Annotated in this window: 20 protein-coding genes and 1 tRNA gene; 16 read left to right on the plus strand and 5 right to left on the minus strand. The window is 58.8% G+C overall.

What is annotated here, in order from left to right:
* Window positions 1-182 precede the first annotated feature (182 nt).
* Window positions 183-332 (minus strand): hypothetical protein, encoded by a 150-nt coding sequence (locus tag ACROHD_RS18940; protein ID WP_432679977.1) that lies wholly within the window; start codon window positions 330-332, stop codon window positions 183-185.
* A 30-nt stretch (window positions 333-362) separates the two neighbouring features.
* On the opposite strand from ACROHD_RS18940, the gene ACROHD_RS18945 reads away from it, so the two are divergent.
* The 8 genes from ACROHD_RS18945 (at window position 363) to ACROHD_RS18980 (ending at window position 8,942) form a co-directional block, all read left to right on the plus strand.
* On the plus strand, window positions 363-1,463 hold the full coding sequence (locus ACROHD_RS18945) for an MHYT domain-containing protein (RefSeq protein ID WP_432679978.1): 1,101 nt from the start codon (window positions 363-365) through the stop codon (window positions 1,461-1,463).
* A 134-nt stretch (window positions 1,464-1,597) separates the two neighbouring features.
* Window positions 1,598-2,452, plus strand: a complete 855-nt coding sequence (locus ACROHD_RS18950; RefSeq protein ID WP_432679979.1) for an FAD binding domain-containing protein — start codon at window positions 1,598-1,600, stop codon at window positions 2,450-2,452.
* A 14-nt stretch (window positions 2,453-2,466) separates the two neighbouring features.
* On the plus strand, window positions 2,467-2,961 hold the full coding sequence (locus tag ACROHD_RS18955; protein WP_432679980.1) for a (2Fe-2S)-binding protein: 495 nt from the start codon (window positions 2,467-2,469) through the stop codon (window positions 2,959-2,961).
* On the plus strand, window positions 2,958-5,384 hold the full coding sequence (locus tag ACROHD_RS18960; protein ID WP_432679981.1) for an aerobic carbon-monoxide dehydrogenase large subunit: 2,427 nt from the start codon (window positions 2,958-2,960) through the stop codon (window positions 5,382-5,384). The genes ACROHD_RS18955 and ACROHD_RS18960 overlap by 4 nt, the downstream gene beginning before the upstream one ends.
* Before the next feature lie 68 nt (window positions 5,385-5,452).
* Window positions 5,453-6,328, plus strand: a complete 876-nt coding sequence (locus ACROHD_RS18965; RefSeq protein WP_432679982.1) for an AAA family ATPase — start codon at window positions 5,453-5,455, stop codon at window positions 6,326-6,328.
* The gene (locus ACROHD_RS18970) at window positions 6,325-7,512 is read left to right on the plus strand and encodes a vWA domain-containing protein (RefSeq protein ID WP_432679983.1); all 1,188 of its coding nucleotides are present in this window, start codon (window positions 6,325-6,327) and stop codon (window positions 7,510-7,512) included. The genes ACROHD_RS18965 and ACROHD_RS18970 overlap by 4 nt, the downstream gene beginning before the upstream one ends.
* Window positions 7,509-8,300, plus strand: coding sequence for an XdhC family protein (locus ACROHD_RS18975; protein ID WP_432679984.1), 792 nt, complete (start codon window positions 7,509-7,511; stop codon window positions 8,298-8,300). Before ACROHD_RS18970 ends, ACROHD_RS18975 begins: the two co-directional genes overlap by 4 nt.
* A gap of 189 nt (window positions 8,301-8,489) precedes the next feature.
* Window positions 8,490-8,942 (plus strand): SRPBCC family protein, encoded by a 453-nt coding sequence (locus tag ACROHD_RS18980; protein ID WP_432679985.1) that lies wholly within the window; start codon window positions 8,490-8,492, stop codon window positions 8,940-8,942.
* Window positions 8,943-9,138: 196 nt separating this feature from the next.
* Here ACROHD_RS18980 and ACROHD_RS18985 read toward each other — a convergent pair whose 3' ends face one another.
* Entirely contained in the window at window positions 9,139-9,498 is a 360-nt protein-coding gene (locus tag ACROHD_RS18985; protein WP_432679986.1) for a MarR family winged helix-turn-helix transcriptional regulator, read from the minus strand.
* Between the two features lie 218 nt (window positions 9,499-9,716).
* Between ACROHD_RS18985 and ACROHD_RS18990 the strand changes: the two genes are divergently transcribed.
* From ACROHD_RS18990 to ACROHD_RS19025, 8 genes are all read left to right on the plus strand, one after another.
* On the plus strand, window positions 9,717-10,775 hold the full coding sequence (locus tag ACROHD_RS18990) for a substrate-binding domain-containing protein (protein ID WP_432679987.1): 1,059 nt from the start codon (window positions 9,717-9,719) through the stop codon (window positions 10,773-10,775).
* Window positions 10,776-10,909: 134 nt separating this feature from the next.
* Complete coding sequence (locus tag ACROHD_RS18995; protein ID WP_432679988.1) at window positions 10,910-12,505, plus strand: flotillin family protein; 1,596 nt, start codon at window positions 10,910-10,912, stop codon at window positions 12,503-12,505.
* A gap of 53 nt (window positions 12,506-12,558) precedes the next feature.
* Complete coding sequence (locus tag ACROHD_RS19000) at window positions 12,559-13,779, plus strand: urea ABC transporter substrate-binding protein (RefSeq protein WP_432679989.1); 1,221 nt, start codon at window positions 12,559-12,561, stop codon at window positions 13,777-13,779.
* Between the two features lie 85 nt (window positions 13,780-13,864).
* The gene (locus ACROHD_RS19005; RefSeq protein ID WP_432679990.1) at window positions 13,865-14,731 is read left to right on the plus strand and encodes a branched-chain amino acid ABC transporter permease; all 867 of its coding nucleotides are present in this window, start codon (window positions 13,865-13,867) and stop codon (window positions 14,729-14,731) included.
* Window positions 14,731-15,768 (plus strand): branched-chain amino acid ABC transporter permease, encoded by a 1,038-nt coding sequence (locus ACROHD_RS19010; protein WP_432679991.1) that lies wholly within the window; start codon window positions 14,731-14,733, stop codon window positions 15,766-15,768. Before ACROHD_RS19005 ends, ACROHD_RS19010 begins: the two co-directional genes overlap by 1 nt.
* Complete coding sequence (locus ACROHD_RS19015) at window positions 15,761-16,477, plus strand: ABC transporter ATP-binding protein (protein WP_432679992.1); 717 nt, start codon at window positions 15,761-15,763, stop codon at window positions 16,475-16,477. Before ACROHD_RS19010 ends, ACROHD_RS19015 begins: the two co-directional genes overlap by 8 nt.
* Before the next feature lies 1 nt (window position 16,478).
* Complete coding sequence (locus ACROHD_RS19020; RefSeq protein WP_432679993.1) at window positions 16,479-18,836, plus strand: amidase; 2,358 nt, start codon at window positions 16,479-16,481, stop codon at window positions 18,834-18,836.
* 12 nt (window positions 18,837-18,848) lie between these two features.
* Window positions 18,849-20,597 carry an AMP-binding protein gene (locus ACROHD_RS19025; protein ID WP_432679994.1) on the plus strand — a complete coding sequence of 583 codons (1,749 nt, stop codon included), beginning with the start codon at window positions 18,849-18,851 and terminating at the stop codon, window positions 20,595-20,597.
* Window positions 20,598-20,846: 249 nt separating this feature from the next.
* On the opposite strand, the gene ACROHD_RS19030 is transcribed toward ACROHD_RS19025, so the two are convergent.
* From ACROHD_RS19030 to ACROHD_RS19040, 3 genes are all read right to left on the minus strand, one after another.
* Window positions 20,847-20,933 (minus strand) — tRNA-Leu (locus ACROHD_RS19030).
* Window positions 20,934-20,946: 13 nt separating this feature from the next.
* A complete protein-coding gene (metG, locus tag ACROHD_RS19035) occupies window positions 20,947-22,665 on the minus strand; it encodes a methionine--tRNA ligase (RefSeq protein ID WP_432679995.1) in 1,719 nt (572 codons plus the stop codon).
* Window positions 22,666-22,746: 81 nt separating this feature from the next.
* Window positions 22,747-23,967 carry an MFS transporter gene (locus tag ACROHD_RS19040; protein ID WP_432679996.1) on the minus strand — a complete coding sequence of 407 codons (1,221 nt, stop codon included), beginning with the start codon at window positions 23,965-23,967 and terminating at the stop codon, window positions 22,747-22,749.
* Window positions 23,968-24,379 lie beyond the last annotated feature (412 nt).

Below are 24,379 nucleotides of genomic sequence, written 5' to 3' on the forward strand. Positions count from 1 at the left end.
TCGTAGGTTCAAATCCTACCCCCGCAACCAAAATAAAACCACAAGATATCAAAGACTTATAAACCGCCCAAGGGTGGTTGTTCGCATTTGCGCCACAGGCGTGGAAAAAATGCGGAAGCAAACAAGGGCGGGGCTATCCCCTTCAACCGGATTTCAGACGTTGGGACACCAACCTCCAGGCTTCATATGACAGTGACATCGAGCCGCTGGTCGGGGATGAGACAGGCCGTCATCTGAACGGCCTCTTGTGTCGGATCGCGGTTAGTGCTGGTCAAAACACCGGTCTTAGGCTCGGGCGACTTTCCGTCTTGATATCCAAGCGATCTTTCCATGAGCGTTTGCATTGCCTAATAGTTGGCTTCATGGAGTTTCTTACAGTCGAATATAATCCTTGGCTGGTCGCCATGTCCTTCGTCGTTGCGCTTGTCGCGGGCGCCGCAGGGCTGACGCTGACTAAGGATCTGTCCCAGAAGACTGTCACGCAGAAGAAACTTGCCGTTGCGTTGGCCTCTGTCGCGCTTGGGGGCGGTATATGGTCCATGCATTTTTTGGCGATGCTCGGGCTGCGGCTGCCGATCCTGTTCTACTACGATGCTGCAATAACCCTTGTTTCGGCCTTGATCGCTATTCTCATGGTCGCTCTGGCATTGGTGCTGCTGCATTTCACGCGACGCAGCAATGCAATCATCGTCGTGGCTGGCGCAATCGTCGGGTTTGGTGTTCTGGCCATGCATTATGTCGGCATGGCAGGGATGCAGTTGTGTCGGCCTGTTTACACTCCGCTTGGAGTCATCAGCTCGTCTGTTCTGGCAATCGCACTTTGCGTTCTTGCCTTCGGTGTTGCGTATCGCGCGCGAAGCACCCGCAACATTGCCATAGGGACGCTCTGCTTTGGCTGTGCGGTCGTTGCGGTTCATTTCCTTGCGATGGCAGGCACGAATTTCGTAGCTCTGCCGGAAACCAATGAGCTTGGTCCGCTGATCAGGAACGAGACGATGGCACTTGGTGTCATCTTGTCCAGCTTCGTCATTTTTGGAGGCTTCCTGTGGGCCGGAACGATCTACCTCGTGCCAGCACCGGCAGAGCCACTGGTAGAGCTCAAGCCGACCTCCCTCGACGCCCCGCAGGCCACGCGTTTGGTCAACATCCCTTGTGAGCGGGACGGCGCCAAGGTCTTCATCCCGGCGAGTGATGTTGCCTTTGTGCGGGCCGATGGACACTACAGCCAGGTCTACACGATGACTGACCGCTATTTCTGCGTCTGGCCGATAACAGAGGCGACAACACGTCTTTTACCGGCGGGTTATGTGAAGGTTCATCGCAGCTATCTTGTGAATCCGGCGATGGTCGCCACATTCGAGCGTAGCAAGGACAAGGGGCGCCTGACCTTCGGAGAGGGTAAACTGCCGCCTGTCCCTGTAAGCCGATCTCATCTCAGGGACGCAAAGTCAGCCTTCGGATGAACGGCAGCGCAATTCGTGCGGGAAACGGCGCATTTCGTGCAAATGATGCGAGAATGAAGCGTTTTTGAACGCCTTTGACTCCTCCCCTGTTCAGTCTCCTCGGCAATGAGAACTTTGCTTAGGGAGGAGAGGCAATGATTCCAGCGGCCTTTGATTACCACCGGCCATCGGACATGGCGGGTGTTCTTGCCGTTCTGAAGGAACATGGCGATGACGCGCGCGTGCTGGCGGGCGGCCATAGTCTGATTCCGATGATGAAACTGCGCATGGCTGATGTGCCACATCTGATCGACCTTCAAGATGTCGATGGATTGGCAGGGATCAGCATCTCTGATGGGCGGGTGCGCATCGGGGCAATGACCACTCAGGCGGAAATCATTGACGACGCGGCGCTTGCCGCTGCCGCGCCGATCATGCGCGAGGCGTCTTTGCAGATTGCAGATCCTCAGGTGCGTTACATGGGAACTGTTGGGGGTAATGTTGCAAACGGCGATCCGGGCAACGACATGCCGGGCCTGATGCAGTGCCTCGATGCGACTTTCGTTTTGGTTGGCCCGGATGGCGAGCGCGAAGTGAAAGCGCGGGACTTCTACGAGGCAGCCTACATGACTGCGCGTGAAGACGATGAGGTTCTGGTGGCAGCGTCGTTTGATGCACCGTCAGGTGGCTATGCCTACGAAAAGCAGAAGCGCAAGATAGGGGATTACGCAACCGCAGCGGCGGCAGTCTTGCTGACGAAGGACGGGGGCACGTGCACCTCTGCCTCAATCGCGATGACCAATCTGAGCGACACACCGATCTGGTCCGAGGCCGCAGGCAGCGCGCTTGTCGGGACATCGGTCGATGACGCAGCCATCAACGCAGCCGTCGATGCCATGTTGGGCGACATTGACCCGACGCAAGACAACCGTGGCCCGATCGAATTCAAACGTCATGCAGCCGCTGTGATCCTGCGCCGCGCGATCGCGCGCGCCTGGGACCGGGCCTGAGAAAGGACGATACCATGGCAAACAAAATGCATATCAAGCTGACAGTGAATGGTGAGGAACAGGAGTTTCTGGCCGAGCCACGCGAGCTTTTGATCCACACTCTGCGCGAAAGACTGAACATTACCGGCCCGCATATCGGCTGCGAGACGTCCCATTGCGGCGCCTGCACCGTTACGATCAACGGAAAGTCGGTGAAATCCTGCACGATGTTCGTGGCACAGGCAAATGGCGCGGATGTCACGACGATCGAAGGTCTTGGGTCGCCCGATAGCCTGCATGTGCTGCAGGAGGCGTTCAAGGAACATCACGGGCTTCAGTGTGGGTTCTGCACGCCGGGGATGATCACCCGCGCGTCCAAGCTGTTGGAGGAAAACCCCAACCCGACCGAAGAAGAAGTTCGCTTTGGCATGTCCGGAAATCTGTGCCGCTGCACTGGCTACCAGAATATCGTGAAATCCATTCTCGCCGCAGCTGCCGAGATGAATGCTGCGAAGGAGGCTGCAGAATGAACAAGGAACTCACTCGCGAAGAACGCACTGATGCATTGGGCGGCATGGGCTGCAAGCGCAAGCGCGTTGAAGACGCCCGCTTCACCCAAGGCAAGGGCAACTATGTCGACGATATCAAGATGCCAGGTATGCTCTTTGGCGACTTCGTCCGCTCGCCCTATGCCCATGCTCGCATCAAATCGATCAACACCGAGGCTGCGATGGCGCTCGATGGCGTTGTCGCCGTTTTGACGGCAGAGGATCTGGCCCCGCTCGGGCTGCATTGGATGCCGACGCTTGCGGGCGACAAGCAGATGGTGTTGGCCGACGGCAAGGTGCTTTTCCAGGGGCAGGAAGTGGCCTACGTGGTTGCCAAGGACCGCTACATCGCCGCCGACGCCGTAGAGCTTGTCGAAGTCGAGTACGAAGAGCTCCCGGTAATCGTTGATCCATTCGAGGCGCTGAAATCCGACGTGGTACTGCGCGAGGATCTGGTGGCCGAGGACGGCTCCTTGCCCGACGGCGCGCACGGGCCACGCAAACATCACAACCACATCTTCACTTGGGAAGTGGGCGACAAGGAAACAACTGAACAGGTGATCGGCGATGCAGAAGTCGTGGCCGAGGACATGTTCTACTATCACCGCACCCATCCATGTCCGCTGGAAACCTGCGGTTGCGTTGCCTCAATGGACAAGGTCAACGGCAAGCTGACGCTCTATGGTACATTCCAGGCCCCGCACGCGATCCGCACTGTGGTCAGCCTGATTTCCGGCATCGAAGAGCACAACATCCGCGTTGTCAGCCCCGATATCGGGGGTGGGTTCGGCAACAAGGTCGGAGCCTATCCTGGCTATGTGTGTTCCGTCGTCGCGTCGATCGTCACCGGTGTGCCGGTTAAGTGGATCGAAGACCGGATGGAAAACCTGATGACCACGGCCTTCGCCCGCGACTACTGGATGAAGGGCAAGATCGCGGCCACGAAAGAGGGCAAGATCACCGGCCTGTGGTGCCACACCACGGCAGATCACGGTGGTTTCGACGCCTGTGCCGATCCCACCAAGTTCCCGGCGGGCTTCATGAACATCTGCACCGGGTCCTACGACATCCCTGTCGCCTATCTGGCGGTCGATGGTGTCTACACCAACAAAGCTCCGGGCGGTGTATCCTATCGCTGCTCGTTCCGGGTGACGGAGGCGGTCTATTTCATCGAGCGGATGATCGAGGTTCTGGCGATTGAGTTGAACATGGACCCGGCTGAATTGCGCCGGATCAACTTCATCAAAAAGGAACAGTTCCCGTATCAATCCGCACTTGGGTGGGAATACGATTCAGGCGACTATCACACCGCGTGGGACAAGGCGCTTGAAGCCGTCGACTACAAGGGTCTGCGCGCCGAGCAGGCGCAGCGGGTGGCGGACTTCAAGGCTGGCAAAACGCGCTCTCTTATGGGGATTGGCCTGACATTCTTCACCGAGATCGTTGGTGCCGGCCCTGTCAAGAACTGCGATATCCTCGGGCTTGGCATGTTCGACAGCTGTGAAATCCGTATTCACCCGACGGGGTCTGCAATTGCCCGGCTCGGAACGATCAGCCAGGGTCAGGGCCATGCCACGACCTTTGCCCAGATCCTCGCGACCGAGATCGGCCTGCCAGCCGACAGTATCACCATCGAAGAAGGCGATACCGACACCGCGCCCTACGGTCTGGGCACCTATGGGTCCCGGTCGACCCCGGTTGCCGGGGCAGCCACCGCCATGGCGGGGCGCAAGATCCGCGCCAAGGCGCAGATGATCGCGGCCTATCTGCTGGAGGTGCACGACGATGACGTCGAGTTTGACGTGGATCGCTTCGTGGTCAAGGGCGCGCCTGAGAAGTTCAAGACCATGAAGGAAATCGCCTTCGCGGCCTATAATCAGGCCATTCCGGGCATCGAGCCGGGTCTGGAAGCGGTCAGCTACTACGATCCGCCCAACATGACTTATCCCTTCGGGGCCTATGTCTGCGTGATGGACATTGACGTCGATACCGGTGTCACCGACATCCGCCGCTTCTACGCGCTGGATGATTGCGGCACCCGGATCAACCCGATGATCATCGAGGGGCAGGTGCATGGTGGTCTGACAGAGGCGCTCGCCGTCGCTCTGGGGCAAGAGATTGCCTATGACGACATGGGCAACGTCAAGACCGGGACGCTCATGGATTTCTTCCTGCCCACGGCGTGGGAGGTTCCGAACTACGAGACCGACCATACTGTCACCCCAAGCCCGCATCATCCGATCGGCGCCAAGGGTGTAGGCGAGAGCCCCCATGTCGGCGGTGTGCCCTGCTTCTCCAACGCTGTGAATGACGCGTTCAAGGCCTTTGGTCTGCGTCACACGCATATGCCACATGACCATTGGCGTATCTGGCAAACCGCCAACAAGTTGGGCCTGCACGGCTAAGAACAGACAAGCTGCCGCGCCCCTGGACTGGGGGCGCGGTGACACTGCCTGATGCTTCGGAGAAAGCTGTGACCTGGACTGATCTACAAACCGCTTTGGCGGGCGAAGGCTATGTCGCATCGGAAGACATGGCCGTTGCGCTGCATCTGGCCCTGTCCCTGGAACGCCCTTTGTTATTGGAAGGCGCGGCCGGGGTCGGCAAAACCGAGGTGGCCCGCGTCCTTGCTGCGGTGCGTGAAACCACGCTGATCCGGTTGCAATGCTACGAGGGACTGGATGCATCGCAGGCCATCTATGAATGGAACTACCAGCGCCAGCTATTGGCGATCCGCACCGCCGCAGAGGCAGGCGAGGTTGGCCGGAAGGTGGAAGACCGTATCTTTTCCCGCAGCTACCTGCTTGAACGGCCTTTGCTACAGGCAATTACGCAAGAGGTGCGCCCAGTTTTGCTGATCGACGAGATCGACCGCGCGGATGAAGAGTTCGAGGCGTTCTTGCTGGAAATCCTGGCCGACTATCAAATTACAGTGCCGGAGCTTGGGACCATCACGGCGACCACCAAGCCGATTGTGATCCTCACCTCGAACGGCACGCGCGATCTGTCGGATGCCCTGCGGCGGCGCTGCCTGTTTGCATATGTCGATTACCCGGATCGAGAGACAGAGCTTGCGATTTTGAATGCCCGCTGCGCCGATATCGAACAAAGGCTGGCCGAGCAGGTGATCGGCTTTGTGCAGGCGTTGCGAAAGGAAGAGCTGGAAAAGGTGCCCGGTATCGCCGAGACGCTGGATTTCGCCGCTGCATTGATGGGGTTGGGCATTGCCGACCTAACCAGTGATCCGGCTGCTTTGCAGGCGACGCTGGCGACGTTGCTCAAGACCCAGTCTGACAAGGCTCAGATCACCACCGAGGTGGCGCAGCGTCTGGCAGGGAAGGCCGCGTGAGCCGGGTGACCAAATTCGCCGGGCGCGACCCCGGCCCGGCGGCCCGCATGGCGGGGTTCGTTGCGCATCTACGCGAGAACGGCCTGCGTCTGGGTTCCCAGGAAACTCAAACCGCGCTAGAGGCGCTGACGCTCGTCGATGCTTCTGACCCAGACAAAGCCCGCGCCGCGCTGAAAGCGGTCTGTACCGGGTGCAGGGATGATTCGCTGCGCTTTGACGAGCTGTTCAAATCCTATTGGATGGATATGGGACGTGTGCGCCAACGTGTGGTGCCGAAGCAAACGCCGCAAAACGCCGAAGACAACGTGCATTCTTCGCGGGACGCAGCAGGAGAAGAGACCGCGGGGGGCGCAGGGCAAGCCACTGCTCCCGATGGTGGGGATGGCGAGGCTGAAAGCGATGGCGAAGGAAAGCTGATCGCCACCGAAATGCAGAACCTGTCGAAGCGCGACCTGCGCGACCTCGTTCGCCCCGAGGAGGTCGCCGCCGCTGAGGACGTCGCACGCCGATTAGGGGCAGCCCTGCGAGAGCGCCGCTCTCGGCGACGGATCGCTGCAAGAAAGGGCACCGGTCTTCATTTCCGCAAAACCATCCGGCGCAGTCTCGCTACCGGGGGTGAGCCGATCCGTCTGATCCGCCGGAAGCGACCCGACCGCGAACTCAAGATCACCGCTCTTTGCGATGTGTCCGGATCCATGAGCATCTATGCGCAGGTTTTCGTGGCCTTCCTTGCGGGTCTTTTGCGGGGTGATCGGAACGCGGATGGATACCTGTTCCACACGCGCCTTGTTCGCATCACGGACGCTTTGCGCGACAAGGACGCGATGCGCGCCATCGGGCGCATGTCGCTTATGGCGGACGGATTCGGCGGCGGGTCGAAAATCGGGGACTGCCTCATGCAGTTTGCTGAGACATACGCTCGTCGTTTTGTCGATGGGCATTCGGTTGTCTTGATCCTCTCGGATGGCTACGACACCTCACCTCCGGACCGGATCGACGCCGCGCTGGCAAAGCTTCGCAAGCGGGGCTGTAAGATCATCTGGCTGAACCCGCTCAAAAGTTGGAAGGACTATGCCCCCGTAGCAGGTGGCATGGCCGCTGCCCTACAGCATCTCGACCTTTTCGCCGCGGCCAGCACGCTCGACGATCTCGCCGCATTGGAACGGGAGTTGATCCGCCTATGACCCCTGCAGAAATCCTGTCTTCCGATCTTGCCGATGCCGCCCAAGATCTTCGTGCGCGCGACGAACCGTTTGCCTTCGCCACGATCGTGCGAACAGCGGGCACTACGGCTGCCAAACCCGGTGCAAAGGCGTTGATCCAGGCTGACGGAACCATCGTGCAGGGTTTCCTGGGGGGCGGTTGCACACGGGGCGCGGTAAAGCGCGCGACACTGCTGGCGATCGAGACGGGGGCCCCGCAACTGATCTCAATCGCGCCAGAAGACCTATTGTTCGCAATGGGCGTGTCTGCGGGAACGGAAGCGGATGGCGTAACCTATGCCCGGAACGGGTGCCCGTCTCGGGGCACCGTGGACATCTTCATTGAACCCTGTCTGCCAATGCCTGAATTGACCGTATTGGGGGCGTCGCCGGTAGCGGAGGCACTGGCAAGGCTTGCCCCCCAGTTTCACTGGGCCGTGGCGCGTGAGCTTCAGGAACAGATAAAGGGCAGACGTCTGCGCGCCACCGTGATTGCCACGCAAGGTCAGGGCGATCTGGATGCGTTGAAATCCGCCCTTGAGGCGGAGGCGGCCTATATCGCATTCGTCGGCAGCGCCAAGAAATTTGCGGCGCTCTCTGCCAAGTTGGAACAGGCCGGGATCACGCCGGAGGCCATTGGCATGGTGTCGGCCCCTGCCGGTCTGAATATCGGGGCGGTGACACCGGAAGAGATTGCCCTGTCCATCATGGCTGAATTGACCCAGTTCCGCCGACAATCGCTGCCGCGTGGGGGCGATGCCCGTGACTGATGCCTTGAGAAACGCCACCAAGCTGCCGCCCATCACGGGCGCGCAGAACGGGATGTCCCGGCCCGTGAAAGGAGCCGCTTCACATGTCGCTGCTTAGAAAACTCGCCAAGCGTTTCGCCCTGACACCGGAGCAGGCCGAGCGGTTGGCAACCATCAAATTTCCCTGCTGTTGAAAGAAGGAAAGACCTCATGGAACTCGCTGACGAAATCCGAATTGCTGCACCCAAAGACGTCGTCTACGCTGCGCTGAATGATCCCGAGGTGCTGAAACAGTGCATTCCCGGTTGTGAAGAGCTGATCAAGCATTCCGACACCGAACTTGAGGCCATGGTTGTACTTAAGGTCGGGCCGGTAAAGGCGAAGTTCAGCGGTACGGTCGAGCTGAACACCGAAGGCGCGCCTGACGCCTTTTCATTGACGGGGCAGGGCAATGGCGGCGCTGCCGGCCATGCCAAGGGCGGTGCGGACGTGATGCTGACCGCGGATGGGGACGAAACCATATTGCGCTATGACGCCAAGGCCGTGATCGGCGGCAAGCTGGCACAGCTCGGCAGCCGGCTGATCCAGAGCACCGCCAAGAAACTCGCCGCCAAGTTCTTCACGTCATTCGCCAGTGTGGTGGCGTCTGAAAACGTTAGCTGAGGCGATCAGCCATTCCTGACTAACCCGGTACATTCGGGCATACGTTGAATGCCGGTGGCCATAGTGGACAATTAGAGGCGAGCGTCGCGAGCGGCTGGCACGACTGGCCGTCGTCGCGGCGTCCGGCGTCGTGATCGGCAAAATGTCCACCGGATGCGCTGAGCACGCAGTACGCTCAGGGCTTTAGCCTGCGGGCCTATTGAACAACGTCGCGCAGCAGCGCGATTAGCTTGTCGGCCTCTTCCTTCCCAAGCAGGGATTGGTATTCCGCGTCCTGTTCCTGCACTTCCTGTCGGATTTGCAGCATGCGTTTCTTGCCAAGAGCCGTGGGAAGCACATTGATCTGACGGTGGTCGGCCTGCGCCACTTGTCGGTGTACCAAGCCATCCGACACCATCCGATCCACCAATTTGGTCAGCGTCGGGGGGTTCATCAGGACGACCTCGGCCAGTTGCCCCATAGTCAATCGTTGGCCCGCCTCTAACGTTTCAAGGATGCGCCATGCCTCGATCTGGATTCCGTGCTGCTTCAGTCGCGTGTTCAGGGACGCAGTCATTTTGCGATGTGCCGCGGCAAGTGCATAGGAAAGATAGTCCTGAATCGAATTTGAGCGCGTTTGCATCGGGGTACCTGTAGTTGACGGTTTAATTTTATTTGACTTGGAAAGTAAAATCAATTGGTATGTAGCGATCCCGATATGTCAGGAAGGGCAGAGCGGCTGTGACCGGGTTACTATGTGTTCCAACTGAGCTTGAGGAACTGCGCGATAATCCAATGCTGCGTAGCAAGGGGACGTATCGGATCGCTCTGCTCATTCCTCTGTGTGGTGCTGCGGGCCTTTGGGCCCCGTCCTGCATCTCCAGCGCTCAGGTGGCAGTAGAGGAGCTGAACCGGGCAAACGGCATCGATGGCCGCAAGGTGCAGCTCATCATGATCGACGCCGCCATGGAGGCGAGCATCTCGATTGAAGAGACTGTGAACGATCTGATCGAAACGGATTCGATCGATGCAATCGTCGGGATGCACATAAGCTCCATCCGGCAACGTCTGAGCAAGATCGTCCGTCAGCGGATTCCGTATATCTACACACCGCTTTACGAGGGTGGTGAGAAAACAGATGGACTGTTCGCAATCGGCGAAACACCCGATGAACAGCTTGGTCCTTCGATCCAGCACCTTCAAAATGAATATCGCCCCCGAAGCTGGGCTTTGATCGGCAACGACTATGTTTGGCCACGGACATCACACAACTATGCGAAGGCCAAGCTGAGGGAGATGTCCGTTGGCTTGGCCTATGAGAAGTACCTTCCATTTGGCCTGAAAAACATGAGCCGCTTTGTCGAGGAAATCGCCAGATCAGGGGCAGAGGCGGTGCTGATCTCTTTGATTGGCCAGGACGCTGTCGCCTTCAACCGGGCGTTTGGCAAAGCTAAATTGCACGACCGGATGGTTCGTTTGTCCTGTGCCCTGGATGAGAACGGATTGCTGGGATGCGGGGCGAAAAACACCCTACGAATGTTTGCTGCATCATCCTATTTTGGCGGTTTGCCCACGGACGCAAATGCAGCTTTCAAGGAAAAATATTATCGGGTGCATGGGGATCAGGCGCCGGTCTTGAACACGTTGGGGCAGTCCACCTACGAAGGGGTGCATTTTCTGGCCGGATTGATGCAGCGGCACGCGAAAGTTTGGCGTGAGCACAGTGTTTCAGACGCTCTGCCGGTGATTCATCGAAGTGGGCGCAAGTTGTCGTTTTCCGACAAGAGCGACCGGGCGCCGATCTATCTGGCACGTGCTGACGGGCTAAAATTTGAGTTTATAAAAGTGTTATAAAACAGATATATAGACGGTAATAATTTCCATTTCAAATTTATTACTTGAAATGGAAAGCAAATTCTCCCACGCTTTGGCGAACGCATGGATCGCGGCCCTCAGGTCCGGCGATTAATCAAATGGGGAGAATTGCCTTGGCTTGGGTTATCCTGCTGGTTCTGCTGGTAGTCGTCGCTCTAATCGCGATCTGGTTTCTGCAAAGATACTACGCAAAAGCTGCGTTGGACTCCGCGCTGGTAAGAACCGGTTTCGGGGGGCGGCGTGTTGTAACCGACGGTGGCTGCTTGTGTCTTCCCATTCTGCATCAGGTTCAGAAAGTGTCGATGGGGGCGCTGACCTTCGGAGTTAGCCGTGAAGGACGTGACGCCGTTCTCACTCGGGACAAGATGCGGGCGGATGTGCAGTTCGAATTTGAACTTCGCGTCGCGCCAACCGAGGATGGCATTTCAACAGCGGCGCAAGCCTTGGGGGCACGGATTGCGCGCGGTGGTGACACCGTTGGCGAGGTGTTTGCGGGCTCGCTGGTGGATGCCATTCAACGCGCAGCAGCAGCGCGGACGCTCGAAGAGATCCACCTCGATCGCTCCGACTTTTCCAGGGATGTGGCTGACGCCATCGAAACACAGGCCAAAAAGCTAGGACTGACCCTGGTTTCGGCCTCGCTGATTGCAGTTGATCAAAGCGATCTGGGTCAGTGGAACGAGAACAATGCGTTCAACGCCCAAGGCATGCGCCAGTTGGCCGAGCTGGTCGCCAATCAACGCAAAGAGCGTGTCCGTATCGAAACAGAGGCCGAAGTTGCTGTCCGCGAAAGTCATCTGGCCCAGCATCAACGGCAGCTTGAATTGCAGCGCGCCGAACGTGAAGCAGAGATCGCGCAGCAGGAACACCTGGCCAAGCTGGAAGCAGACGCGAAATCCCGGGAGGAAAGAGCGCGCAACGACGCGAAGCTTGCCAGCGAAACCACCCGGATCGAAAACGAACAGAGGGTAAAGGCGACGCAGGTTGAAAGTGACGAAGCCCTGCGCAAGGCCGAGATGGCGGCGATCCGCGCTCTCGAAGAAGAAAAGATCGAAAACGATATTCTGATTGCCCGCAAGCGGATTGCGGAAGCCGAGGTGCGGGCGGAGGAAGAACAGGCCCGCGCCAAGGTCATCCTGGCTGCGGAAAGCGTTCAGGCGCAGAAAGAGCGTGCCATCGCAGAGCGTGAAGGCGAAATCGCTCGCCTGAAACAGGCAAAAGCGCTGGATCTGGAAGGGGCCAAGGTCAAGCGCGATGTCGAAACGCTGCTTGAAAAAGCCCAGGCAGATGCCGCTGCGAAAACCAAGGCCAGTGAGGCGGAACGCGCAAGAATGGAGGCCGAGGCCGCGGGCCGTATTGCCCTGAACCAGGCCGAAAACACGCTTGGCGATGCAGTGATCCGGATGCGTTTGGAAGAGCGCAAGCTCGACCGACTTCCGGAAATCATGACTCAAATGATGAAGCCGGTGGAAAAGATCGACTCGATCAGGATCAACCAGATAACCGGTGCAGGCGGCGGCAGTGGCCACAGCGAGGGCGTCGATGGCGCGTTTGGCGCGGCCATGGATCAAATCCTCGGAATGGCCGTGCGCCTGCCCGCGATGAAGCAGATGGGCGAAGAGATCGGGCTTGATTTCGATGCCAATCTGGCAGGCCGAACAGCCGACTACGCCAACCGGATCAAAGACAGACCGAAACCCGAGACGTGACGGCAGACCCGTCGACTACCCCAACCCGGAAAGCACTTAGGAAGGAAACCGATATGTCAATGAACCGCCGCAACTTCCTGGCCAGCACGGCAACCCTTGCAGGTGCCACCATGCTGCCCCGCGTGGCACTGGCCGATGAAACGATCAAGCTTGGCTCGATCTTGGACACCTCGGGCATTTTCGATGCCTATGGCACCCCGATGGACATGGCGATGCGCTTGGCCGTGGATGAAATCAACGCCGCAGGTGGCCTGCTCGGAAGGCAAGTCGAAGTCGTCGCGTATGACACGCAATCCGACATGGCGCTTTATTCGCAATATGCTCAGCAACTCACGCGTCAGGACAATGTCGACGTCGTGCATGGCGGCATTCTTTCTGCCTCACGCGAAGCAATTCGTCAGACGATGAGAAGATCGAACACGCTGTATTTCTACAACGTTCTCTATGAAGGCGGCGTGTGCGACCGAAACATCTTTATCAACGGGGTGACGCCGGCGCAGCAGGTTGAGGCGCTTGTTCCATACGCGATGAGCCAATCCGGCCCGCGTGTCTATGTGCTTGCTGCCGACTACAATTATGGCCAGATCACCGCCCGCTGGATTCGACGTTTCGTCGAAGAAAACGGAGGAGAGGTTGTCGCAACCGACTTTTTCCCTCTCGACGTTTCAGACTTCGGATCGACCATCGCCAGCATCCAGACAGCTGCACCTGATCTGGTTATTGCCCCCCTCGTTGGTGGCGCACATCTATCATTCTTCCGGCAATGGGCCGCCGCTGGCATGAAGGACCGTATTCCACTGGCGTCGACCACATTGGGTGTCGGCAACGAACACAAGGTGCTGACGCCGGAAGAAGGCAACGGGATCATGGTGGCCTACAACTACAGCCAGGAACTCGACACGCCTGCAAACAATGCCTTCAAGGATCGTTGGGCCGCGGCATATGGCGACAGCAGCCTGATCCACGAAATCGCAGTGTCGAATTATCAGGGCGTGCTGACCTGGGCCGAGGCCGTTCGTCAAGCGGAGTCTCTTGACCGTGACGCGCTGATTGCCGCTTTGGAATCCGGTCTGTCGATTGAGGGTCCGGCAGGTTTGATCACGGTCGACCCAAGGACACATCACGCGGTTCTCGATGTTCACATCATGGAGTTCCAGGACCAGGGGATGAGAGTGATTGAAACGCTGCCACAGCGCCAGCCGATCGATACGCAGGCTGTGTGCGATCTGGAAGCCAATCCGAACGACAACACGCAGTACGAAATCGAAATCTGATCTTGGCTTGGCTCTGGCGGGGCGACGGTGTCGTCCCGCAGGCCCTTGGTCGGGTTCCTTGTCTTTCCAACGGAATCGCTCTCTCATGGACCTATCCGTCGTCATTCTTGTCGAGATGCTTTACGCGGTCGCCTCGCTGATCCTTATCAGCGCGGGCCTGGCGGTCGTTTTCGGCATGATGAAAGTGATCAACCTCGCCCATGGCGAATTCATGATGATGGGCGGATACGCGACCATCACCGCTGTGAACCTCGGCGTGAACGTCTTTCTGGCAATGCTGGTGATTGCACCGATTGTTGTCGGTCTGATCGGATTGGTCGTTGAACGGTTGGTCATCCGCCATCTTTATGGGCGGCTGGTTGATACGATGCTGGCGACATGGGGGCTGAGCCTGTTCCTCATTGGCCTTGCCACCATGATCTTCGGCAACACAACAACCGGGATTTCGACGCCCATTCCCGGCTTTACGGTCGGGAATTATCAGATCAATGGCTACAACTTCTTCATCATCGTGGTCGCCATCCTGCTGTTGATCGCGATGCTTGTAATCTTGAAGGCGACACGCGCCGGTCTGATCGCACGCGGGACGATGCAACGCTCGGATATGGCGGCGGCTTTGGGATACAGCCCTGACCGCATCTACATGGCAACCTTCTTTTGCGGCTCGGCCCTTTCGGGATTGGCCGGGGCCGTACTTGCGCCGCTGGTCGGTCTCGTGCCGACATCGGGCGGCGCTTTTATTGCCAAGGCTTTTATCACCGTGATTGCAGGCGGCCCGTCCCTGATTGCGGGCCTATTTTCGAGCGCTGCCGTCTTCGGTGTCGTGAACCAGATTTTCACCTTCGCCATTTCACCGGTGATCGGTGAAGTCGCGCTGCTGGTTGCGGCGGTCGTCCTTCTTCGCCTGCTGCCACAGGGCATTACCACCAAGTTCTTTAAGGGGAAGCTGTGATGCCCGGAAGCCTGTCAAAAGACGCGATCACGATTGTCCTCGTCACGGCATTCCTGATCTGGGTGATGCCGCTGATGATCAGCACCTATACGCTCAGCATTCTGGTCGTCTACGGGATGCTTGGATTGAGCTTGGGCCTGATTTGGGGCTTCGGCGGCATTCTGTGCTTTGGCCAGGCCGCGTTTTTTGGACTGGGGGCCTACACCTATGCCATAGCCGCGATCAATTTTGGCGAAAGCACGGTTCCAATGCTGTTGGCCGTTCTTGTTCCAGCGGTGTTTGCGGCCCTTCTTGGGGCGATGATGTTCTACGGACGGCTGACGGACGTCTATCTTGGGGTCATCACACTGGTTGTGACGTTGATTCTGTTCAAGTTCATCAACTCTACAGCAGGACCGCAATACGTGATTGGGAATGCGCGTTTGGGCGGGTTCAACGGTATCCCCGGCTTTCAGACGCTGAACATCCCCGGTCGCCCTGACGCCTATATCTGGGGTGACAGCTTTTTCTATGTATGTGCGATCTTTCTGGGATTGGTGTTCTTCCTGGTGTCCGCATTGCTGAGATCAAGTTTCGGCCGCATCGCGGTCGGGATCCGTGAAAATGAAACCCGTATGTCACTTCTGGGATACGACGTGCGGGCCAGGAAGACAGGCCTGTTCTCCGTCGGAGCCGCCATTGCCGGGCTGGCCGGGGCGCTGTTCGCAAACTGGGCTGAGATTGTTACTCCTAGCCTGTTTTCGCTTGGACAATCGGCCGAGATCATCATCTGGTGCATCGTCGGCGGTCTGGGAACGCGTTTGGGCCCGATCATTGGTGCCGCAGGGCTCGCCTATCTGAAATTCCTGTTGGGACAGCAGACTGTGGTCGACAACACCTTGATCACGGGCCTGATCCTGGTGCTGTTCGTTCTGTTCCTGCCAAAGGGCATCGTTCCGGCACTGGCAAGCCTTTGGACCGTCAGTTTTGGCCGCCGTCCATTGGGGCGCATCCATCAGCAACGTCGCTTGAGAAACCGGGGGCGGGCCAATGGCTGAAACTGTGCTGGAAACCCATGGACTTACTATGCGCTTTGGCGGTGTCGTTGCGGCCAACAACGTTCATTTCAAACTTCGCGCACGCGAGTTGCGTTGCCTGATCGGTCCAAACGGGGCCGGTAAGTCCACCTTCTTCAAATGTGTAACGGGTCTGCAAACCGCGACCGAGGGCGAGGTCTACATGCGCGGGGTGGAAACCACGCATTGGATGCCGCATCAAATCGCGTCGCTTGGCGTCGGGATCAAGACGCAGACCCCCAATGTCATGGATAGCCTCAGCGTATTTGAAAACATTTGGATTGCCGCACGGCGGTTTCACGACCCCAAGGGCGCCAACCGGAAGACACAAGAGATTATCGAGCGTCTGGCCCTGGCTTCGATCGCTCGGGACGATCTTGGCCGGCTGGCCCATGGCGAACGACAGCGCGTTGAACTGGGGCTGGTTGCTGCCGGAGACCCCTGGCTGGTGCTGCTGGATGAACCGGCAGCGGGCATGAGCGCCGAAGACGTCGAGCGGATGACAGCAATCATCCATGAGCTGAACAAAACCGCCGCGATCATCATCGTCGAACACGACATGCAGTTCATTCGCTCAATTGCCGACATGGTGACGGTTTTCCACCAGGGGAAAGTGTTGATGGAAGATCACGTAGATCGGGTCATGTCTGACCCCACGGTTCGCAACGTCTATCTCGGAAAGAAGAACTGAGATGACTGACGACGTGACAAATATCCTCGAAGTCAAAGCAATCTCGGGCGGGTATGGCAAAGTACCGATCCTGCATGGGATTGAGTTCGCGGTTGGCGAAAACGAGGTCGTGGGCATCCTTGGCCATAACGGCATGGGCAAAACCACCTTGCTGAAGACGCTTATGGGGTTTCTGCCCGCTGGATCCGGAACGATCAGGTTTCATTCCACGGATATCACCGGCATGTCCCCCTTCGAGCGCGCCGGTTTGGGGTTGGGTTATGTGCCGCAGGGACGGGGGATTTTTCCGCAGCTGAGCGTACGCGACAATCTGCGGTTTGCCTGGCATGAATATTCTGGTGCTTCCGAAAGCGATGTAATGGACGCCGTGCTTTCGGATTTCCCGCGTCTACGCCCGCTGCTTGATCGCGAAGGCGGTGCTCTCTCTGGTGGCGAACAGCAATTGCTGGCCCTCGCGCGTTGCCTGATGGGCGATCCGGATTTCCTGCTTTTGGATGAACCAACCGAAGGCATTCAGCCCTCGATAATCGAGGAGATGGGCGAAACACTGCTTTCCTTGCGCGAAAGCAGGGGGCTGACGATCCTGCTGGTCGAACAGAATTTCGATTTCATTTCGGATCTTTCTGACCGAGTGCTGGTCCTGGAACGGGGCCGCATTACCGGGGAACTCAGCAAAGCCGATCTGTCCGATCAGGCCAAGATCGATCAATTCCTCAGCTTCGGCGCGGCCCGTTCAACCCGTGGACAGGCCAGTATGCGCCCGGGGGCAGACCCTTCTGCATCGACACATATCAGATCCCAGGCAGCCCGGGCGATTGAACCGGCTGCCGCAAGCGTGGTGACAAACATGACCGTAAAACGACCGACACTTTCGCAGATGCGTGACATGGCCAGCCGGTTTGGGATGAACCTGTCGGATGAGGATCTGAACGAATACCGAGAGATCATCGAGCCATATATGCAGGCTTATGACCGTCTGGATGCGATGCCGGATTATTTGCCCGAAGTCCGCTATCCGCGCAGCCCCGGTCGCTTCCCGACTCCGACCGAGAACCCGTTGAACGCATGGTACGTGAAGACCGAAGTGCGTGGTGCACCAGATGGAAAACTGCGCGGAAAGCGAATTGCCCTTAAGGACACGATCTGTCTGGCGGGCGTGCCTATGATGAATGGCTCTTCCATCATGGAAGGCTACACGCCCGAGATTGACGCCACCATCGTGACCCGCATGTTGGATGCCGGCGCGATTATTACCGGCAAGGCGCATTGCGAAAACTTTTGCCTGTCGGGGGGTTCTCACACCAATGCCAAGGGGCCGATCCACAATCCATGGAAACGCGGGTATATGGCAGGCGGTTCCTCTGGTGGCTCGGCGGCGCTTGTGGCCGCGGGCGAGGTCGATATGGCAATTGCCGGTGACCAGGGCGGATCGATCCGAATTCCGTCTTCAAATTGCGGCGTCTATGGGATGAAACCCACCCATGGCCTCGTTCCCTACACCGGTGCAATGCCGATCGAACAGACCATCGACCATCTGGGGCCCGTCACGAACACCGTTGCTGACAACGCCCTGCTCTTGGAGGTTCTGGCCGGAGAGGATGGCCTCGATCCGCGCCAGTACAAGCCTACGGTCTACAGCTATACCGAAGCTTTGGGGCGCGGCGCGCAGGGAATGCGGATCGGTGTTCTGAAAGAGGGGTTCAGTCACCCGAATTCGGAATCCGACGTGGACGCAAAGGTCATGCAAGCTGCGGACCGCTTTCGACAACTTGGCGCGCAAGTGGAAGAGGTTTCCATCCCTGAACACTACACCGCTATGGATGCCTGGACGGCCATCACGCTCGAAGGTCTTCAGGACGGTATGATGTGGGGCAATTCGACCGGCACCAACTATCGGGGCCTCTTCCTGCCGTCGATGACCGATCATATGGCCCAATGGCAGGGTCGTGCGGATGAGCTGAGCCATTCGCTCAAAGCCTGCATGTTCGTGGGTGAGCATTTTCAGCGACAGTACCGGGGGCGGTTCTACGGCAAAGGCCAGAACATTATGAGGCTTTGCAACGAACGCTACATGGCCGCGCTAAAACGATACGATCTGTTGCTGATGCCAACATTGCCGATTAAGCCGCAACCGCACCCGCCTGCTGACTGCTCGCTTAGCCTCTATGTGCAGCGGGCCTTTGAAATGGTACCAAATACCGCGCCCTTTAACGGCGGCCTGCCTGCCATGAGCATTCCCTGCGGGCTGAGCGAGGGCCTGCCGATTGGCATGATGCTGGTTGGACCGCATTATGGTGAGATGAAGATCTACCAGGCGGCGGATGCCTTTGAGCAATCGGGCGACTGGCGCAACATGTAAGGGAGGATCGACATGTCAATCCTGAGCGAAAGTCTGGCGATGCGAATATCGGGTTGGGATTCACGTACAGAAACCAACGGTGATGTCACGATGCCTCAAGACGGTCAGTCATATGTGCGAGGCCCCTCCACCCCACCACTGGCCTACATAACAATCCCCCAGCTCTTGCGGGATGCCGTTTCGCGATTTGGCCCAAGGGAAGCCGCCGTGTTTCATGAACAGGGCGTTCGGATGAGCTATTATGATCTGGACCGGGCGGTCGATGAACTGGCGTCTGGGTTGTTGGCGCTTGGCCTTGAGAAGGGGGACCGGGTCGGAATCTGGTCACCCAACAGATTGGAATGGGTGCTAACTCAGTTTGCGACGGCCCGGGTCGGGCTGGTTCTGGTGAACATCAACCCAGCCTACCGTGTGGGCGAGCTGGAATACGCCTTGAACAAGGTTGCTTGCAAAGCCCTGATCGCGGCCAAGTCTTTCAAAAGCTCGGACTATGCAAAGATGATCCGCGATCTCGCACCCGAGCTTTCGACCAGCGAACCGGGCCGTCTGCGCGCAGCGAAGCTGCCCCATTTGCGCAGCGTCATCATCATGGACGATGAACCTGGCGCCGGTGCATTTTCATTCGCATCCCTCCGGAAGCTCGGCGGGCCGGCCCAGCTTCTTCGCCTGCCGGAGATCGACAAAACGCTTGGCCCCGACGATGCCATCAACATTCAGTTCACCTCTGGCACAACGGGGATGCCGAAAGGGGCCACGCTTTCCCACTATAACATCGTCAACAATGCCCGTTATGTGACGGATCGCATTAACCTGTCCGAGACGGACCGGCTGGCAATCCCGGTCCCGCTATATCACTGTTTCGGTATGGTGATGGGCGTCCTCGGGGCCGCCAGTAAAGGGGCGACAATGGTTTTCCCCGGCGAAGGTTTTGATGCTGCTCAGACATTGGATGCGCTCGCCAAAGAGCGATGCACAGCCCTTTACGGCGTGCCAACAATGTTCGTGGCGATGCTTGAAAACCTCGCTGCAAACCCGCGTGACCTGTCCAGTATGCGCACTGGCATAATGGCCGGAGCCCCCTGTCCCGTAGAAGTCATGCAGCGCGTGAATTCGGAAATGAATATGAAGGAGGTTACGATCTGCTACGGCATGACGGAAACCTCGCCAGTGTCGTTCCAGAGTTTTGTTGACGATCCAACCGATAAGCGCTGTGAAACGGTCGGTCGTGTTCATCCCCACCTTGAGGTCAAGATCGTCGATCAGGATGGGCAAATCGTCCCTGTCGGAAAGCAGGGAGAGCTCTGCACACGTGGTTATTCGGTCATGAAAGGCTATTGGGAGGACACGGAGAAGACGGCCGAAAGCATCGTCGATGGCTGGATGCATACCGGCGACCTGGCCGTGTTCGACGCGGATGGCTTCTGCTCTATCGTGGGTCGTGTGAAAGATATGATCATCCGGGGCGGAGAGAATATCTACCCCCGCGAGATCGAAGAATACCTGATCCGGCATCCGAAGGTCGGTGATGTTCAGGTCTTTGGCATTCCCGATGAGACATTCGGAGAGGAAGTATGTGCCTGGGCAATCGCCAAGCCTGGCATGGAGCTGACAGAAGATGAGCTGCGCGATGCATTGGCAGGGCAAATTGCTCACTTCAAGATACCAAGACATTTCCGGATCGTTGATGAGCTACCCATGACGATTACTGGCAAGCCGCAGAAATTCGTTATGCGAGACAAGATGATTGAGATGCTCGGATAGCCAACATTCGAGGTCTTGGCGGGCCTGACCTGTGCTCTTCGCCATGCTTCTTCCAGGAAATCCGCTGAACTCTGGGGCCATGTCCGGCATGAACCCGCAGCCCGGGCTTCCCCGCTTTTTTGGGGGGGTGATCGCATTGATGGCCCGCGGTGCGGGACGAGCACTTTCTTAACAAGAATTCGCGCCAGTGCGGGTCTAAAGCAGCCAGCTGAAAGAACAGAACCGGTCTTTTGCTGGCGTGTCAGTTTTTGGTGCGGGCGGTGGGACTCGAACCCACACGGGCACAGGGCCCTTCAGATTTTAAGTCTGATATGTCTACCATTCCATCACGCCCGCATGAGGCACCCGGTCAGCTCCGGGTGCCTGCAAATTTTTCCTGCCAACCTTCGCGGTCCTCGTCGCTGATCTTGGCGAAGAGCACGTCTGGTACGGTGAAGGCATGGCCTGCCTCCAGCGTTGCCAGCGCGTCCCCGACCGAGTCGGGCCAGCCTGCACCCGTTGCCCCCATTGCCTCCAGCATGGTCGCGGATGCATCGGGGATAAAGGGTTGCGACAGCACCGCGTAAAGACGGATCAGGTTCAGCGACAGCCGCACGATGGCGGCGGCGCGGTCGGGATCTTCCTTGAAGGCCGACCATGGTGCGGAGGCTTGCAGATATTCGTTGCCCGCGACCCAGATGGCGCGCAGTTCGGCAGCGGCCTTGCGGACCTCCATCGCTTCCATATACGCTTCATAGGCTTCGAGCTTTTCTTCCAGCTCGGCCACAAGGGCAAATTCCTGGTCGCCGTAGTCGCCGCCCTCCGGCACGACCTCGCCGAATTTCGAGCGGCAGAACTTAGTGACTCGGCTGACGAAATTGCCAAGCACGTCCGCCAGATCCTTGTTCACGGATTGCTGGAAGTTTTCCCAGGTGAACTCGCTGTCCGAGCTTTCTGGCGCGTGCGACAAAAGCCACCAGCGCCAGTAGTCGGCGGGCAGGATCTCCAACGCCTGATCCATGAACACGCCGCGCCCGCGCGAGGTGCTGAACTGGCCGCCATCATAATTCAGGTAGTTGAAGGACTTGATGTAGTCGACCATCTTCCATGGCTCGCCCGACCCGATCATGGTCGCGGGGAAGCTCAGCGTATGGAAGGGCACATTGTCCTTGCCCATGAACTGGACATAGCGCACGTCATCCGCGCCCTTGTCCGTCCGCCACCAGCGTTCCCAATCGGCATCCGTCTTGCCATTGGCCTCGGCCCATTCGGCGGCGCAGGCGATGTATTCGATCGGCGCGTCGAACCAAACGTAGAAAACCTTGCCCTCCATGCCGGGCCAGTCTTCCTCCCCGCGCTTCACGGGAATGCCCCAGTCGAGATCGCGGGTGATGCCCCGGTCTTGCAGACCATCCCCATCGTTCAGCCATTTCTTGGCGATCGAGGTGGTCAGGACGGGCCAATCGGATTTGCTGTCGATCCACGCTTCCAGTTGATCCTTCAGCAGAGACTGGCGCAGGAACAGATGCTTGGTCGCGCGCATTTCCAGATCGGTGGAGCCGGAGATGGTGGAGCGCGGGTTGATCAGGTCAACGGGGTCGAGCTGCTTGGTGCAGTTGTCGCATTGGTCGCCGCGCGCCGAGTCGAAGCCGCAGTTGGGGCAGGTGCCCTCCACGTAGCGATCCGGCAGGAAGCGGCCATCGGCCTTGGAATACATCTGCTGGTCATCGACCTCGCGGATGAGGCCCGCTTCGTAGAGCTTGCCTGCGAAATGCTGGGTCAGCTTGTGGTTCTGCGGGCTGGAGGAACGCCCGAAATGGTCGAAGCTGAGGCGGAAACCCTTGGCAATCTCCGCCTGCACGGCCCACATCTCTGCGCAATACTCCGCCACAGGCTTGCCTGCCTTGGCGGCGGCCAGTTCGGCGGGCGTGCCGTGTTCATCCGTGGCACACAGGAACATCACTTCATTGCCCCGGCCCCGCTGGTATCGGGCATAGAGATCAGCAGGCAGCTGGCTGCCCACGAGATTGCCCAGGTGCTTGATCCCGTTGATATAGGGGATCGCCGAGGTGATGAGGATTCGTGCCATCGAAGTGCCTTTTGTCGTCCTTGCGCAGTTCCGTTTAGCGCAGGCTTGGCGCAAGGACCAGAACCCTTGCGCGTGTGTCGGTCAGGGGCGGTTGTTGCGGCGGAAGATACGCCCGACCTGGAAGCTGGTGCGTGGCACCCAGACATAGGGCGCGCGGGTGGTGGCGCTGGCGCGCCGGCGCATACGGATCAGGCCGAAGACGACCAGCCCCAGATGCGCGGCGGCGATGAAGGTGAAAAGCGCTCCGGGGCCGTAGATCGAAATCAGATTCGAAGTCAGAAGCGGCGCGACAATGGCGCCAAGCGCGTAAAAGAACATCAGCGCGGCAGACAGCTCCACCCGCTCGTGATCCTCGGCCCAGTCATGGGCATGGGCGGCAGAGATCGAGTAGATCGGGAATGTCATGAGCCCGAAGAAGAAGGCGGCCCCCATGACGGCTGCGGTTCCCATGTCGCTGACCGCGATGGTGAAGCCGCAGGCGGGCAGGGCGGCGATCGACATTCCAATCAGCACCCAACGGCGATCAAAGCGATCGGCCAACCAGCCCGCGGGAAGCTGTGCCAGCGCCCCGCCAAGGACGAAGGCAGACAGGAAAATAGCGATCTGGTCGGCGCGCAGGCCAACCTCGGTGCCATAAAGCGGCCCCACCATGCGGAACGAGGCGGAGGAGACGGCGGCAACCATGACGCCCGCCACGGCGAGCGGAGACTTGGTCCAGGCCATGCCCGGACGCAGGCGGGGGGCGTCTGGCGTCACAGGCTCGGTCGCGCGCGAAAGCGTCAGAGGCAGCAGCGTCGCACAACACAGCAGCGCCAGCAGGTTGTAGGAGACGTAATGGGCAGGTTCCAGAAAGCCGATGATCATCTGCGCGCAGAGCGAGCCCACCATGTCGACCATCCGGTAGCTGCCCATAGCGCGCCCACGCGTCTCGTTGGTGACCTTGGATTGCAGCCAGGCCTCGACCACTGTGTAGCACCCTGCCACGCAGAGACCCGAGGCCACGCGCATCAGCGCCCAGGCATAGGGGTCGAGGATCAGCATATGGGCCAGAAGTCCAATGGCGCCTGCCGCTGTGAAGGCCGCGAAGGCACGGGAGTGGCCGATTGAGCCCATCAGGCGAGGGGCCCACCAGCAGCCGATGAAGAAGCCTAGGAAATGGGCGGAGCCCAAAAGGCCGATTTGGCTGTTCGTGAAGCCCAGAACGGTGCCAGAGAGAACATCAAGCGGCCCAACACCGCCCGACGAGATCTGCAAAAGGAAGATCGACAGGAAAAGGGCGGCAAAGGATACGAGGAGGCGCATGGGGCAGGGTGTCTGACTTTTTTGTCAGACTGGTGGCGCTTGTGGCCTGGTGCTGTCCCCGCGGCGACCTTTGCGGGGTCGTTTATGGGGATTTCGCCGCACGCTTTGCGTGCGTCGACCCGGAGCGGCCTGCGAGCAGGCCGCCACCGAAACCGGCGGGAGTTTCGCCGCGCCCGCGGCTCGGCGACCTGCGCGGCCCGTTCCGGGCCGTGATTCCTACAGTGGTGGTGCGGATCGGTGCCTACAGCACCGATCCGCCTGCCCGAATGCTCTTCTCAAGAGCATTCCTTGAGAGGCGGCGCTGCCCCTGCCGCCTGTTGACGACTCCCCTGAGGTATCTGGATCAAGCTGAAAGGCTGGTCAGACGGCCGTGGCATCTGCGGGCGGGGCGGATATGACGCCGCGGTCATCC

Source organism: Nioella aestuarii, assembly GCF_050896395.1.
Lineage (GTDB): Bacteria > Pseudomonadota > Alphaproteobacteria > Rhodobacterales > Rhodobacteraceae > Nioella > Nioella aestuarii.